General features: G+C 62.3%; 15 protein-coding genes. 4 read left to right on the forward strand and 11 right to left on the reverse strand.

The window, feature by feature from the left end:
- Positions 1-31: 31 nt before the first annotated feature.
- From EEB12_RS03455 to dxr, 4 genes are all read right to left on the reverse strand, one after another.
- The gene (locus tag EEB12_RS03455) at positions 32-868 is read right to left on the reverse strand and encodes a GNAT family N-acetyltransferase (RefSeq protein WP_003942692.1); all 837 of its coding nucleotides are present in this window, start codon (positions 866-868) and stop codon (positions 32-34) included.
- A 111-nt stretch (positions 869-979) separates the two neighbouring features.
- On the reverse strand, positions 980-2,137 hold the full coding sequence (gene ispG, locus EEB12_RS03460; RefSeq protein ID WP_007734888.1) for a flavodoxin-dependent (E)-4-hydroxy-3-methylbut-2-enyl-diphosphate synthase: 1,158 nt from the start codon (positions 2,135-2,137) through the stop codon (positions 980-982).
- 87 nt (positions 2,138-2,224) lie between these two features.
- The gene (locus EEB12_RS03465) at positions 2,225-3,436 is read right to left on the reverse strand and encodes a M50 family metallopeptidase (RefSeq protein ID WP_141487410.1); all 1,212 of its coding nucleotides are present in this window, start codon (positions 3,434-3,436) and stop codon (positions 2,225-2,227) included.
- 7 nt (positions 3,437-3,443) lie between these two features.
- Positions 3,444-4,601 carry a 1-deoxy-D-xylulose-5-phosphate reductoisomerase gene (gene dxr, locus EEB12_RS03470; RefSeq protein WP_020969350.1) on the reverse strand — a complete coding sequence of 386 codons (1,158 nt, stop codon included), beginning with the start codon at positions 4,599-4,601 and terminating at the stop codon, positions 3,444-3,446.
- 120 nt (positions 4,602-4,721) lie between these two features.
- Between dxr and EEB12_RS03475 the strand changes: the two genes are divergently transcribed.
- Positions 4,722-4,991, forward strand: coding sequence for a DUF2631 domain-containing protein (locus tag EEB12_RS03475; protein ID WP_019747993.1), 270 nt, complete (start codon positions 4,722-4,724; stop codon positions 4,989-4,991).
- Between the two features lie 80 nt (positions 4,992-5,071).
- Here the strand turns inward: EEB12_RS03475 and rlmN are convergent, their stop codons facing one another.
- Positions 5,072-6,181: a 23S rRNA (adenine(2503)-C(2))-methyltransferase RlmN gene (rlmN, locus tag EEB12_RS03480; RefSeq protein ID WP_019747992.1), complete on the reverse strand. Its 1,110-nt coding sequence runs from the start codon at positions 6,179-6,181 to the stop codon at positions 5,072-5,074.
- A gap of 102 nt (positions 6,182-6,283) precedes the next feature.
- Here rlmN and EEB12_RS03485 point away from each other — a divergent pair, with 102 nt between their 5' ends.
- Complete coding sequence (locus EEB12_RS03485; RefSeq protein WP_180279630.1) at positions 6,284-6,694, forward strand: lipopolysaccharide assembly LapA domain-containing protein; 411 nt, start codon at positions 6,284-6,286, stop codon at positions 6,692-6,694.
- A 95-nt stretch (positions 6,695-6,789) separates the two neighbouring features.
- Positions 6,790-7,632 carry an HpcH/HpaI aldolase/citrate lyase family protein gene (locus EEB12_RS03490; protein ID WP_030244636.1) on the forward strand — a complete coding sequence of 281 codons (843 nt, stop codon included), beginning with the start codon at positions 6,790-6,792 and terminating at the stop codon, positions 7,630-7,632.
- Between the two features lie 79 nt (positions 7,633-7,711).
- Here the strand turns inward: EEB12_RS03490 and EEB12_RS03495 are convergent, their stop codons facing one another.
- From EEB12_RS03495 to rpsB, 6 genes are all read right to left on the reverse strand, one after another.
- Entirely contained in the window at positions 7,712-8,440 is a 729-nt protein-coding gene (locus EEB12_RS03495; protein ID WP_141487411.1) for a class I SAM-dependent methyltransferase, read from the reverse strand.
- 6 nt (positions 8,441-8,446) lie between these two features.
- Complete coding sequence (locus EEB12_RS03500; protein ID WP_003942673.1) at positions 8,447-9,343, reverse strand: phosphatidate cytidylyltransferase; 897 nt, start codon at positions 9,341-9,343, stop codon at positions 8,447-8,449.
- A gap of 48 nt (positions 9,344-9,391) precedes the next feature.
- The gene (frr, locus tag EEB12_RS03505) at positions 9,392-9,949 is read right to left on the reverse strand and encodes a ribosome recycling factor (protein WP_003942777.1); all 558 of its coding nucleotides are present in this window, start codon (positions 9,947-9,949) and stop codon (positions 9,392-9,394) included.
- A 43-nt stretch (positions 9,950-9,992) separates the two neighbouring features.
- The gene (gene pyrH, locus EEB12_RS03510) at positions 9,993-10,721 is read right to left on the reverse strand and encodes a UMP kinase (RefSeq protein ID WP_019747988.1); all 729 of its coding nucleotides are present in this window, start codon (positions 10,719-10,721) and stop codon (positions 9,993-9,995) included.
- A 200-nt stretch (positions 10,722-10,921) separates the two neighbouring features.
- A complete protein-coding gene (gene tsf, locus EEB12_RS03515) occupies positions 10,922-11,749 on the reverse strand; it encodes a translation elongation factor Ts (protein ID WP_019747987.1) in 828 nt (275 codons plus the stop codon).
- Positions 11,750-11,901: 152 nt separating this feature from the next.
- Positions 11,902-12,759: a 30S ribosomal protein S2 gene (gene rpsB, locus EEB12_RS03520; protein WP_003942709.1), complete on the reverse strand. Its 858-nt coding sequence runs from the start codon at positions 12,757-12,759 to the stop codon at positions 11,902-11,904.
- A 313-nt stretch (positions 12,760-13,072) separates the two neighbouring features.
- On the opposite strand from rpsB, the gene EEB12_RS03525 reads away from it, so the two are divergent.
- Positions 13,073-13,567 carry a M23 family metallopeptidase gene (locus tag EEB12_RS03525; RefSeq protein ID WP_258537435.1) on the forward strand — a complete coding sequence of 165 codons (495 nt, stop codon included), beginning with the start codon at positions 13,073-13,075 and terminating at the stop codon, positions 13,565-13,567.
- The last annotated feature ends 5 nt before the right edge of the window (positions 13,568-13,572 follow it).

The following is a 13,572-nucleotide window of genomic DNA, read 5'->3' on the forward strand; positions in this document are numbered from 1 at the left end:
TAGGCGCGACCATTGCACGCAGCTTGGACGCTCAGTCGAGCAGCACCGTCGAGAAGGTCGCGACCTGCCGGAACCCCACCCGCGAATAGGTCGACCGCGCAATCGTATTGAAGCTGTTGACGTACAGGCTCGCAATGCGACCGGTCGCCATGATCGACTCCGCTACAGCCGCTGTACCGGTCACGCCGAAGCCCTGCCCACGAAATTCCGGGTTGACCCACACGCCCTGAATCTGGCCACAGCGAGCAGACATCGAACCGACCTCCGCCTTGAAAACGACCTGGCCGTCCTCGATATGCGCCCATGCTCGACCTGCGGCGATCAGGCTTGCCACACGATGTCGATATCCGCGCCCACCGTCGTTTGCACGCGGATCGACGCCAACCTCTTCGATGAACATCGCGATCGCGGCAGGCAGATAGATCTCGAGTTCGTCCGAGCGAACCTGCCGGACCAGTGGATCCGACGGGCATGCCAGCGGCTCGGATACCGCGAGCAACGGCTGTTCGGGGCGAACCTCCCGCGCAGTTCCCCAATCGAGCTCGAGCATCTCCCACAGCGGCAACGCCAATTCGGCGCGACCGACCACCGACGAGCACATGCGCGGAATCCGACAGGCGCGGTCAGCGAATGCCCGAATGTCATCCGGATCGCCTCGAAGTGGAACCAGATTTGCCCCGGCAAAGCACAGCGAGGACAACGGCCCGCCTCGACTCCACAGCTCGCCGTGAATCATTCGTGGGTCGACACCGCATTCTTCGACGCGCGCGGCAATCATGCAGGCGGCCACCGGATCGGCGTCGAGTACCCGTCGGACGTCTTCGAGATCTCGACTTCCGACCTGCTTGGCTCCGAGGAGTTTGAGCATCCGTCAACCCCCTCGACTCGACTGCGCGTCCACGAATATCACTACCCGATCATGATGCACTCAGATTGCCACGAACCTGACACCGACGGGGAAGATTCATCCGGCAATCACTCAACTCACGGTGACGACCGGCGCACCCTCCGAAGCGTCACCCTCCATGCTTTCGGCGATTTTCATCGCTTCTTCGATCAAAGTCTCGACGATCTGCGCCTCGGGCACCGTCTTGATGACCTTGCCCTTGACGAAGATCTGGCCCTTGCCGTTGCCGGACGCCACACCGAGGTCAGCCTCACGTGCTTCACCCGGTCCATTCACGACGCAACCCATGACTGCCACGCGCAGCGGGATCTCCATGCCTTCGAGGCCGGCAGAGACCTCGTCGGCAAGTGTGTAGACATCGACCTGTGCACGGCCACACGAGGGGCATGACACGATCTCGAGCTTGCGGGGACGCAGGTTCAGAGACTGCAGAATCTGGTTACCGACCTTGATTTCCTCGGCCGGCGGAGCCGAGAGCGAAACCCGGATGGTGTCGCCGATACCCTCCGCGAGCAGCGCACCGAAGGCGACCGCGGACTTGATCGTGCCCTGAAACGCCGGCCCTGCCTCCGTGACGCCGAGGTGCAACGGGTAATCGCACTTCGCGGCGAGTTGGCGGTAAGCCTCGACCATGATCACCGGATCGTTGTGCTTGACGGAGATCTTGATGTCACCGAAGCCGTGCTCTTCGAACAACCCGGCCTCCCACAGCGCGGACTCGACCAACGCTTCGGGCGTCGCCTTGCCGTACTTCTCCATCAACCGAGGATCGAGCGATCCCGCGTTGACACCGATACGAATCGGAATGCCTGCATCACCGGCAGCCTTGGCTACCTCTTTGACACGGCCGTCGAATTCCTTGATGTTGCCCGGATTGACGCGCACCGCAGCGCATCCCGCATCGATTGCCGCGAAGATGTAGCGCGGCTGGAAGTGGATGTCGGCGATAACCGGAATCTGGCTCTTCTTCGCAATGATCGACAACGCGTCCGCGTCTTCCTGACGCGGGCAGGCGACACGGACGATGTCGCAACCGGACGCGGTCAGTTCCGCGATCTGCTGGAGCGTTGCATTGACGTCGTGCGTCTTCGTGGTGCACATGGACTGCACCGAGATGGGGAAATCGCTGCCCACACCTACCGTGCCGACCTGCAGCTGCCGTGTCTTGCGTCGAGGAGCAAGAATCGCTGCGGGTGCCGAGGGCATTCCCAGTCCGATAGGGATGGTCACGTCTGTGCCTTCTTTCATAGCTTCACTGCAAGTTTAGCCGGGCGATCGCCGCACTACCGCGCGGCAACCGTCGCCATGCTCACACGGTCAGAAGATCTTGATCGGATTGACGATGTCAGCCGTGAGTGTCAGCAACATGAACGCGCCACCGATCACGATGAATACGTAAGTAATCGGAAGGAGTCTCGTGTAGTCGACGGGACCGCCCGGAATCAAGCCGCGGCGAGCGCGGAACCAATCGCGGATCTTCTCGTAGAAGACCACCGCGATGTGACCGCCGTCTAGCGGCAACAGCGGCAGGATGTTGAAAACGCCGAGGAAGAAGTTGATCGATGCGAGCAGTCCGACGAACATCGGCCACTCGGCTCGATCAGCGGCCTCGCCACCGATCACGCTGGCGCCGACCACGCTGATAGGTGTGTCCAGTGCCCGCTCGCCGCCCGTGATCGACTCCCACAGAGCCCCCACCTTGGACGGAATGTCGGCCAACGCCTTCACCGAGTCGACCATGATCTGTCCGGTGTAGTCGAAGGCTGCCGGAACAGCAGAGAGCGCGTTGTACTCGACCAGCGCCGAGCCCGGACCACCGATTCCGACAGCGGATACTTCCTGCTTCACGGGAACGCCACTGGCCGAGTTCACATATCGCTGGACTCGTTCGGGGACGACCGTGATCGACAACGCCTCTCCGTCGCGATCAACCGACAACACGATCGGGCCATCCACACCTCGAATAGCAGCTGCCACCTCGGGGAAGGTACTCGTCGACTTTCCATCGACTGCGGTGATCCGATCCCCCGATTTCAGGCCCGCATCTCCTGCGGGGCCTCCACCCGAGCACTCTGTCAGCTCGAAGTTGCCGTCCTGGCCCAGCTGATCGGGGGCTACACATGTGACCTCTTGCACCACTGGCTGAGCGGGTTCAGTTCGGCCCCAACCGAGGAGCAACGCGTAGATCAGGAGGAACCCGAGAATGAAGTTCATCGCGATACCGCCGGACATGACGACGACACGCTTCCACGCCGCCTTCTTGTACATCGCGTGCGGCTCTTCTTCGGGCGTCATCTCGTCGAGAGCCGTCATACCGGCGATGTCGCAGAATCCACCGAGCGGCAGCGCCTTGAGGCCGTACTCGGTCTCACCTCGACGGAACGAGAAGATCTTCGGTCCGAAGCCGATGTAGTAGCGGCGAACCTTCATTCCCAAAGCCTTGGCCGTCCACATGTGGCCGGCTTCGTGCAGGGCGATGGACACGCCGATGCCGAGGGCAAACAGCACTACGCCCAGTGCAAAAACCATGAAAGCTCTAGCCCTCCTGCTTCACGAGCTGACGCGCTCGTGTGCGTGCCCAGCCGTCTGCGGCCAGAACGTCGTCCACGGTAACCGGTTCCGCGGACCATTGACCTGCATCGTCGAGAACAGCGGCCACCGTGCGGACGATCGCCGGGAAGGAAATGACACCGTCGAGGAATGCCTGAGCCGCCACTTCGTTGGCCGCGTTGTAGATCGCGGTGAAGCAACCGCCGGATTTGCCCGCGCTTCGCGCCAGATCGACGGCGGGGAACACCGACGAATCGAGCGGCTCGAATTCCCAGGTGGAGGCGGTGGTGAAGTCGCACGCCGACGCAGCACCTTCGATGCGGTCCGGCCAGCCGAGAGCGAGAGCGATCGGGAGCTTCATGTCCGGCGGGCTTGCCTGTGCCAGCGTCGACCCGTCGAAGAAGGTCACCATGGAATGCACGATCGACTGCGGGTGCACGGTGACGTCGATGCGGTCGTAGTCGATCCCGAACAGCAGGTTCGTCTCGATCAGCTCGAGGCCCTTGTTGACCAGAGTTGCCGAATTGAGGGTGTTCATGGGCCCCATCGACCAGGTGGGGTGCGCTTTTGCCTGAGCTGGATTCACACTTTCGAGATCCTCGGCGCTCCAGCCACGGAACGGTCCACCCGAAGCGGTGAGAACCAACCGAGCCACTTCGTCGCCAGTTCCACCACGTAGACACTGGGCAAGCGCCGAATGCTCCGAGTCGACCGGCACGATCTGACCTGGTGCGGCGGCTTTGGTCACCAGCGCTCCGCCGGCGACAAGCGATTCCTTGTTCGCCAGCGCCAGGCGCGCTCCCGAGTTCAACGCCGCCAGAGTCGGTTCGAGTCCCAACGAACCGACGAGTGCATTGAGGACAACATCGGCACCGCTGTCCCGAACCAGTTCCGTCACGGCGCTCGGTCCCGAACGGGCGGTTACCGATTCCAGCGCCGATGCCGCTGCAGGATCGGCGACGGCGACGTCCGTGACGCCGGTTGCACGAATCTGTTCGCCCAACAACTCGACGTTGTTGCCGCCCGCTGCGAGACCGACTACTTCGAAACGATCGGGGTTGGCTGCGATGACCTCCAGCGCTTGGGTACCGATCGAACCGGTACTGCCGAGGAGGAGGACGCGGGTACGTGTGGTTTCCTGCACTCGCCCATTGTTCCTGATAACACCTGAGAACAACCTTATCGACGCCCAACTACGTACGACAGGCAGTCGTATGTCACCATATTGGGCAGTAGTGCAACCGAATGAGCAGGAGGATCGACCGTGGCCGATACCCAGTTGGACGTCAAGTCCAGCGCCCCCGTCGTGGTCTCGCACGTCGATGAGGCCGAGGTCCCCTCTGCCGCATGGGGGTGGAGTGGTGAAGGACTCAAGTTTTTCCGTTTCCTCGGATGGTTCTTCGCAATATTCCTGCTTCTGATGATGATCGGAAACCATCACGGCAAGGTCGAGGATCTGTGGCTCATCGGCACCGCCGGATTGATGATCTTCGTTCTGGTCCGCGACATCGTCATCCGTCGCCGCCCGCGCTAGAGACCTGACAAAGAGAAGGCCTCCACGAACGAAAGTTCGTGGAGGCCTTCTCTTTATGTGTTTTTCAGGCCTGGAGGGTTTCAGTTCTCGGCTGCCAGCTGGCCACAGGCTGCGGCGATTTCCTGACCGCGCGTATCGCGCACGGTGCACGAGACACCCTGGGCGATGACCCGACGCACGAACTCACGCTCGACGTCCTTGGGGCTCGCGTCCCACTCGCTACCCGGAGTCGGGTTGAGCGGAATCAGGTTGACGTGCACCAACCCGCCGAGTGCTTTCTTCAGCTTCTTGCCCAGCATGTCCGCGCGCCACGGCTGATCGTTGACGTTCTTGATCATCGCGTACTCGATGGACACACGCCGACCGGTCTTGTCTGCGTAGTACCGGGCAGCCTGAAGTACCTCCGACACCGACCAGCGATTGTTGACCGGCACAAGTGTGTCGCGCAGTTCGTCGTCCGGTGTGTGCAGCGATACCGCCAGCGTGACGCTCAGGCCTTCGTCAGCGAGCTTGCGGATAGCGGGGGCGAGGCCGACAGTCGAGACCGTCACGGACCGCTGAGACAGGCCGAGCCCGTCGGGTGCGGGCGAAGTGATGCGTCGTACCGCTGCCACCACGCGCTTGTAGTTCGCCAAAGGCTCGCCCATACCCATGAACACGACGTTCGAGAGGCGTCCGGGTCCGCCGGCAACATCACCGTCGCGCATTGCGGCCGCTGCCTCGCGAACCTGATCGACGATCTCGGCGGTCGAAAGGTTGCGGTCGAGGCCGCCCTGACCCGTCGCACAGAACGGGCAGGCCATTCCGCAGCCTGCCTGACTCGAGATACAGAGCGTCGCCCGATCGGGATAGCGCATCAGGACGCTTTCGAGCAGCGTTCCGTCATGCGCCTTCCACAGGGTCTTGCGAGTGTCGCCCGAATCGCACGCGAGGTGCTTGATCGGGGTCAGCAAGGTCGGGAACAGCGACTCCCCCACCTTCTCGCGCACCGATGCGGGGAGATCGGTCATCTTCTCCGGATCGGCTTCGAGACGCGCGTAGTACTGACGCGCGAGCTGATCGGCCCGGAAAGCCGGAAGGCCGAGCTCTTTCACCGCTTCTTTGCGCTCGGCGGAATCGAGATCGGCGAGGTGCCGTGGAGGCATTCCGCGCTTGGGTGCAGTGAAAACGAGGGGAAGAGAGGCAGCCATAGTTACACCATTGTCCCATTGTTTTGGGGTGCTACCCCACTGCCACCCGATTGTGGCCGGATTACCCGTGCAACTTTGCGCAGGTTGCGTGATGATCATGTCATGTCAACCACACCAGAGGATCCGTCGAACTCCCCCGTGTACGGCCCTGCCGACGGTTTCGGTCCCGACCCGGAACTTCCGAAGGTGGGCGAGGACAAGGCAGTCGAAAAACACGATCCCGAACCGAACCCGACGCCTGAACCGGTGCCGACCGGAACCGCGGTAACCGACCGAACCAGGGCTGCGACGACGTGGGTTGGCCTGGTCATCGGCGCAATCGTGCTGATCATGCTGCTGGTGTTCATCCTGCAGAACCTCGAGAGCGTCTCCGTCAAGATCCTGGCCTGGCAAATCGACTTTCCGCTCGGAATCACGATCCTGCTCTCCGCGATCGCGGGCGCATTGATCATGGCGTTGGCAGGCGGGGTTCGCATCATTCAGATCCGGCGCGCAGCGAAGCGGCAGATGTGACTGAAATCTAGTTAGGCAATTGGGTCTACCCGCGAGTAAGCAGGCATCATTGTTGTCGTGGAAATCACCCGAAAGGCCCCGATGTGACTACTCACATGGAGAGACCTGTGACCTCGCGTATTGCCCCGCAACAGGCAAGATCCTGGCTCCTCGTCCCCGCGTCCAAACCGGACACCTTCGACGCCGCACTCGCGAGTGCGGCCGACGCCGTCATTCTCGACCTCGAGGATGCCGTCACCGCACCCAACAAACCGGCGGCCCGCCGCGACGTCGCCGCATTCCTGAGCGAACACAATCACGCCTGGGTTCGGATCAACGACGCCACGACACCGTTCTGGGAAGAGGATCTGGCCGCACTCGCGGGCCTCCCCGGACTCGAGGGTGTCATGCTCGCAAAGACCGAAAGCGGTCAGCAGGCCGACGCCACGGCCGAGCGACTTCCCGAAGGCACCAAGATTCTTGCTCTCGTCGAATCCGCGGTGGGACTCGAGGCTGCGCCCGAGATCGCACGCACAGACGGCATCTTCCGTCTCGCCTTCGGCAGCGGCGACTTCCGGCGCGACACTGGGATGGACGACTCCCCCACGTCGATGTCGTACCCGCGTTCGCGGCTCACCATCGCCAGCCGCGCGGCACGCATCGCTCCGCCGATCGACGGTCCCACGCTCGGCCCCGATCTGGATCTGCTCGCCCGAGACTGTGCGATCACCTTGTCACTCGGTATGGCCGGCAAACTCTGCATGACCACCGCGCAGACCGCCCCCGTCAACGCGGGACTGAGTCCCTCCGTGGCCGACGCGATCTGGGCTCAGAATGTCATCGACGATCTCGGCGAAGACGGCTCACGCGTGCGCGATGGCAGCGACCTACCCAAGCTCGCCAAGGCGAAGAAGATTCACAAGCTCGCCACCCTGTTCCACATCCCCACCGATCACTGATTTTTTTACTACTGAATCGGTGCAGAAAACGTCAGGCGCTCAGGTCGGAGCGCCTGACGTTCGTCTTTCGAGCCCGCTTTCACGCAAGTTCGAGTGATCGTGGTTTGGACCGAACATGGATCCGGTATCGCACCGTGAAGCCCAATCCCGTTACTTGCGAGAACGCACGCTCGGCAGTCTTCTCGGTGAACTCGATTCCGAGTACCCGCCGCAAGTCGTCTCGATTCTCGAACTCCCACCGGGCGTCGACACGCGTGAGCGAGAACCCTTGAGCCTCGAAGAATCCTTCGACCGGCGCGGGATCGTATTTGGGCAGATCCGCCCTCATCCACTCTCCATACGGGCCGGCGCTCACATCGAGATCCACGATCAGCAGGGCTCCCCCGGGCCTCAGGATGCGCATGGCTTCACGAATTCCCGGGCCGCAGCCTTTGCCGAAAAAGTACGCCGTACGGGCATGAACGAGATCGACTGAAGCATCCACCAGACCCGTGGACTCTGCTGAACCCTGGACTACGTCGATCGACGCCGAATCGCGGGTTCGTTCCCGCGCGGCCTTCACCAGCGGTGCGTGCGGCTCCACTCCGACAACACGACGGGCAGTACGAGCGAACTCCGGTAGATGGAACCCCGCCCCACAGCCGACGTCGACGACGTCGCGTCCAGACCAGTCGACCTGGGCTCGCATCGCGGCCCAGATGGAACCGTCGACGTCCTGCGCGCGGTTCTCGATTTCGTACACGTCCGGCCAATGCCAGATGTTCGGGCTGGGGATCGGCTTGGAACGGCCGGAGAAGAAATCACGCACGCGAAATCAGACGAGTGCGTACAGAATCAGCCAGGTGACAAATGCCGACGGCAGGAGTGAATCCAGGCGATCCATGATTCCGCCGTGGCCGGGAAGCAGGGTTCCCATGTCCTTGATGCCGAGTTCACGCTTGATCTGCGATTCGATCAGGTCGCCGACCGTCGCGACTACCACCAGGACGACACCGAGCAGGACGCCGATCATCGAGTTCGCGTCGAGGATCAACGTCACCGAAAGCAGGCTGCCGATGACGCAGAAAATGAGGGAGCCGACAAATCCTTCCCAGGACTTCTTCGGACTCACAGCCGGCACCATCGGGTGCTTCCCGAACAGCACTCCGGCCGCGTAACCGCCGATGTCGGAGCACACGACACCGATCATCAGGACGAAAACGCGACCCGGGCCGTCGTCTTCGAGCACCATCAACGCACCGAACGACGCCAACAGCGGGATCCACGCCAGAACGAACACCGTGATGGAGGTGTCTCTCAGGAAGTTCTTCGGGGTCGCCTTGAGCCCGTGGTCGAACAACCGCCACACCATGCACACCAGGACGGTCGCGGTGAATCCGCTGAGCACCCCGACCGGTCCCCACGGCCAGCCGAGCCAGATCGTGGCTTGCCCTCCGACGAGAAGCGGAATTCGCGGCACCTCGATGTCGGCTTCACGAAGCCGCGTGGTGACCTCCCACGTCGCGATGAACATCGCGATCGCGACGACAGCGATCCATCCCGGGGGCAGGAAGATCAAAGTGCCGATGACCAAGGCTCCGAGACCAGCTCCGACGCCGATGGCGGCAGGTAGGTTCCTGCCCGCCTTCGACTTCGGCGGTTGCGCGCCCTCAGCGCCGCCCGTAGGCCCGTCCGTGACGGGACCACCGGCGGTTCCCTCTTGTGCGTGCACCCAAACTCCCTGATCTACTCCCGACGACAAACACTGCAAATGAGGAGGCTATACCTCCATCAACTCTGCTTCCTTGTGCTTGACGAGTTCCTCGACCGTGTGCACGTACTTCGCCGTGGTCTTGTCGAGTTCTTTCTCTGCGCGACCGACCTCGTCCTCGCCGGCTTCACCGTCCTTCTGGATCCGGCCGAGTTCGTCCATCGCCTTGCGGCGGATGTTGCGCAGCGTGACCTTCGAATCCTCGCCCTTGGACTTGGCCTGCTTCACCAGTTCACGACGACGCTCTTCAGTGAGCTGCGGAACCGAGATGCGGATGATGCTGCCGTCGTTGGACGGGTTCACACCGAGATCCGAGTTGCGGATCGCCGTCTCGATCGCGTTGAGCTGCGAAGCCTCGTACGGCTTGACGATGACCATGCGGGCCTCGGGGACGTTGATGCTCGCGAGCTGCGTGATCGGCGTGATCGAACCGTAGTAGTCGATCACGATGCGCGAGAACATACCGGGGTTCGCGCGTCCGGTGCGAACCGAGCCGAGATCGTCCTTGGCTACCGTGACAGCCTTTTCCATCTTCTCTTCTGCCTCGAAGAGCGCTTCATCGATCACGGCTGTTCCTCCATGTTGTTCTGCATCATTTTTTGGGTGTCACTCACGACTTGATCAGGGTGCCGATCTTCTCACCGGACACCGCGCGAGCGATGTTTCCTTCGGTGAGGAGGTTGAACACCATCATCGGCATCGAGTTGTCCATGCACAGGCTGAACGCCGTCGCGTCCGCGACCTTGAGCTCACGTTCGATGACCTCGCGGTGCGTGATCTGTTCGTACATCGTCGCGTCCGGGTCGATACGCGGGTCGGCCGAGTAGACGCCGTCGACGGCCTTGGCCATCAGCACTACCTCGGCACCGATCTCCAGCGCGCGCTGCGCAGCAGTGGTGTCGGTGGAGAAGTAGGGCATACCCATCCCGGCACCGAAGATGACTACGCGCCCCTTCTCGAGGTGCCTACGTGCGCGAAGCGGAAGGTACGGCTCGGCGACCTGTCCCATGGTGATTGCCGTCTGCACTCGAGAATCGACGCCGGCCTTCTCCAGGAAATCCTGCAGAGCGAGGCAGTTCATGACGGTGCCGAGCATGCCCATGTAGTCGGAGCGCGCGCGATCGAGGCCACGCTGCTGCAGTTCCGCTCCGCGGAAGAAGTTTCCGCCGCCGATGACCACTGCAACCTGTACGCCCGATCGAACGACCTCTGCGATCTGCTCAGCCACCTTGGTGACCACGTCGGGATCGAGACCGACTTTGCCGCCTCCGAACATTTCGCCGCCGAGTTTGAGCAGGACCCGCTTGAATCCTGGACGTTCGTTGGCTGGTTCGGACATTGTTCTCCTCAGTTCGATACAAGACCTTGTAGGTCCTTCATTCTTCTTCTGCCGCCGAATCGGACACCGCGACATAGGAAAGCCCCCGGGACTCGTCCCGAAGCACTCTTATCCTGCCTCATCGGAGGCCCCAGGTACACGTAGACCCCGCCGGTAGAGCAAATGCTCTTCAGGCGGGGTCCATGTGTACGGGCTCCGAATTAAGCGGAGGCGCCGACCTCGAAACGCACGAAGCGCTTGATGGTCACGCCTGCCTCGTCGAGGATCGCCTTGACGGTCTTCTTGGAGTCCGTGACCGAAGACTGCTCGGTCAGAACGACGTCCTTGAAGAAACCGTTGACGCGGCCTTCGATGATCTTCGGCAGAGCCTGCTCGGGCTTGCCTTCTGCGCGGGCGGTCTCCTCGGCGATGTGACGCTCGGAAGCGACGATTTCAGCGGGAACCTCGTCACGCGTGACGTACTTTGCCTTGAGTGCTGCGACCTGCATTGCAGCGCCGCGAGCGGCCTCAGCGGCAGCATCGCCTTCGCCGGTGTACTCGATGAGAACGCCGACAGCGGGCGGCAAGTCGGAGCTGCGCTTGTGCAGGTAAACGGCAACGGGGCCGTCGAAGGAAGCGACGCGGCTCAGTTCGAGCTTCTCGCCGATCTTCGCGGACTGCTCCGCAATTACGGTGTCGATGGTCTTGCCGTCGAGCTCGAGCGCCTTGAGAGCGTCGAGATCCGCAGGCTTGCCAGCAGCAGCGACGGTCACGATCTCGTCGGCCAGCTTGATGAACTCGTCGTTCTTGGCGACGAAGTCGGTCTCGCAGTTGATCTCGATCATGACGCCGTCCTTGGCGACGACGAGACCCTCAGCGGTGGTGCGCTCTGCGCGCTTTCCGACATCCTTCGCGCCCTTGATGCGCAGCTGCTCGACGGCCTTGTCGAAATCGCCGTCTGCATCTGCGAGTGCGTTCTTACATGCCATCATTCCGGAGCCGGTGAGCTCACGGAGCCGCTTGACGTCAGCGGCGGTGTAGTTCGCCATGATTAGCGAGCCTCCTCATGTGTCTGTTTCGGACCTAGGACTAACGGTGAAGCACGGCCTAGCGGTGAAGCACGGCCTGACGGTGGTGCTCGGGCCTAACGGTGAAACGGCCCTGACCAAAAGAACTCTTGGTCAGGGCCGGTTTCAACGAATCAGGCCTCGGTGGCCGGTGCCTCTGCGGCGGGGGCTGCCTCAGCCTCTGCAGCCGGAGCTGCCTCAGCCTCTGCAGCCGGAGCTGCCTGCGAGAGCAGTTCCTGCTCCCACTCGGCGAGGGGCTCGCCTGCGCCGGCTTCGGGCTTCGCGTCCTTGTCGGCGCTCAGTCCTGCACGTGCCTGCACACCTTCGGCAACCGCGGAAGCGACAACCTTGGTCAGCAGTGCTGCGGAGCGGATGGCGTCGTCGTTGCCCGGGATCGGGTAGTCGACGAGGTCGGGGTCGCAGTTGGTGTCCAGGATCGCGATGACCGGGATGTTCAGCTTGCGAGCCTCGGCAACTGCCAGGTGCTCCTTGTTGGTGTCGACGATCCACACCGCGGAAGGAACCTTGGCCATGTCGCGGATACCACCGAGGGTGCGATCCAGCTTGGTCATCTCACGCGTGAGCATGAGGATTTCCTTCTTGGTGCGACCTTCGAATCCACCGGTCTGCTCCATTGCCTCGAGCTCCTTGAGGCGAAGCAGACGCTTGTGAACGGTGGTGAAGTTGGTGAGCATGCCGCCGAGCCAACGCTGGTTGACGTAGGGCATTCCGACGCGAGTCGCTTCGGAAGCGATGGACTCCTGCGCCTGCTTCTTGGTGCCGACGAAGAGGACGGTGCCGCCGTGGGCAACGGTCTCCTTGACGAACTCGTACGCCTTGTCGATGTACGTCAGCGTCTGCTGGAGGTCGATGATGTAGATGCCGTTGCGGTCGGTCAAGATGAATCGCTTCATCTTCGGGTTCCAGCGACGGGTCTGATGTCCGAAGTGGGTTCCACTATCGAGCATCTGCTTCATGGTTACGACAGCCATGGCTGTGTACCTCAAACTTTCAATCCGGTTGATGCAGGCGATCGGGTGATCCCTGCCCTGGCACCCGCACGGCCGTCGGACCTGTTTCGTGAGAACCAGGACCAGCCGAGGCCGGAAAACGTGCGCGGGCGCGCGAAGTCGGACTGTGCGAGCACAGACCGCTCGACAAGTGTACGTCCTCGTCCGCCGATGCCATAACCACCCTGTAAGCAACAGACCGAACCGGCGGTTGTGGATCGGCGATCATCTTGTGGATTACCCGTCTGATCTGCATTGACGCGCGTGCGACTCCACGCAAGATCAAGGAATGACGATGTTGCTCGGAGCTCGACGAGGAGTGGTCGTGGCCGTGATCTCCTGCTGTGTCGCCGTAGGCACGGCGTCGGCAGACACGCGTTTCGACTGGCCGCTCGCTCCCCGGCCGCACGTGGAACGCGCTTTCGACAAACCGGCCAAGAATTGGCTGCCGGGTCATCGCGGGGTCGATCTCGGCGGCAGTGCCGGCCAATCCGTCCTCGCGTCCGGCGACGGCATTGTGGTGTTCGCGGGAGTGGTCGCCGGAAAGCCGACGGTGTCGATAGATCATTCCGGCGGCCTACGCACGACCTACGAACCCGTCGTAGCAGTCGTTCGCGCAGGAGAACGCGTCGCCGCCAGGTCCGTGATCGGAACCCTCGAAACCGGGCACGAAGGGTGTGCTGTCGAAGCGTGTCTGCACTGGGGCTTGCGCCGTGGACGCGAGTATCTCGATCCACTCGGACTCGTTCGGACGCAACCGCTCAGGCTCAAGCCATTGAAAGGAGGCTGATCGGT

This window comes from Rhodococcus sp. WS1 (assembly GCF_003797745.1).
GTDB classification, from domain to species: Bacteria; Actinomycetota; Actinomycetes; order Mycobacteriales; family Mycobacteriaceae; genus Rhodococcus_F; species Rhodococcus_F erythropolis.

What these genes read in the sequence shown, in the direction of transcription:
- EEB12_RS03525 (WP_258537435.1), top strand. Translation starts at nt 13,073, where the DNA reads ATGTTGCTCGGAGCTCGACGAGGAGTGGTCGTGGCCGTGATCTCCTGC.
- EEB12_RS03485 (WP_180279630.1), top strand. Translation starts at nt 6,284, where the DNA reads ATGTCAACCACACCAGAGGATCCGTCGAACTCCCCCGTGTACGGCCCT.
- EEB12_RS03465 (WP_141487410.1), bottom strand. Translation starts at nt 3,436, where the DNA reads ATGGTTTTTGCACTGGGCGTAGTGCTGTTTGCCCTCGGCATCGGCGTG.
- rpsB (WP_003942709.1), bottom strand. Translation starts at nt 12,759, where the DNA reads ATGGCTGTCGTAACCATGAAGCAGATGCTCGATAGTGGAACCCACTTC.
- EEB12_RS03490 (WP_030244636.1), top strand. Translation starts at nt 6,790, where the DNA reads ATGGAGAGACCTGTGACCTCGCGTATTGCCCCGCAACAGGCAAGATCC.
- EEB12_RS03455 (WP_003942692.1), bottom strand. Translation starts at nt 868, where the DNA reads ATGCTCAAACTCCTCGGAGCCAAGCAGGTCGGAAGTCGAGATCTCGAA.
- rlmN (WP_019747992.1), bottom strand. Translation starts at nt 6,181, where the DNA reads ATGGCTGCCTCTCTTCCCCTCGTTTTCACTGCACCCAAGCGCGGAATG.
- pyrH (WP_019747988.1), bottom strand. Translation starts at nt 10,721, where the DNA reads ATGTCCGAACCAGCCAACGAACGTCCAGGATTCAAGCGGGTCCTGCTC.
- tsf (WP_019747987.1), bottom strand. Translation starts at nt 11,749, where the DNA reads ATGGCGAACTACACCGCCGCTGACGTCAAGCGGCTCCGTGAGCTCACC.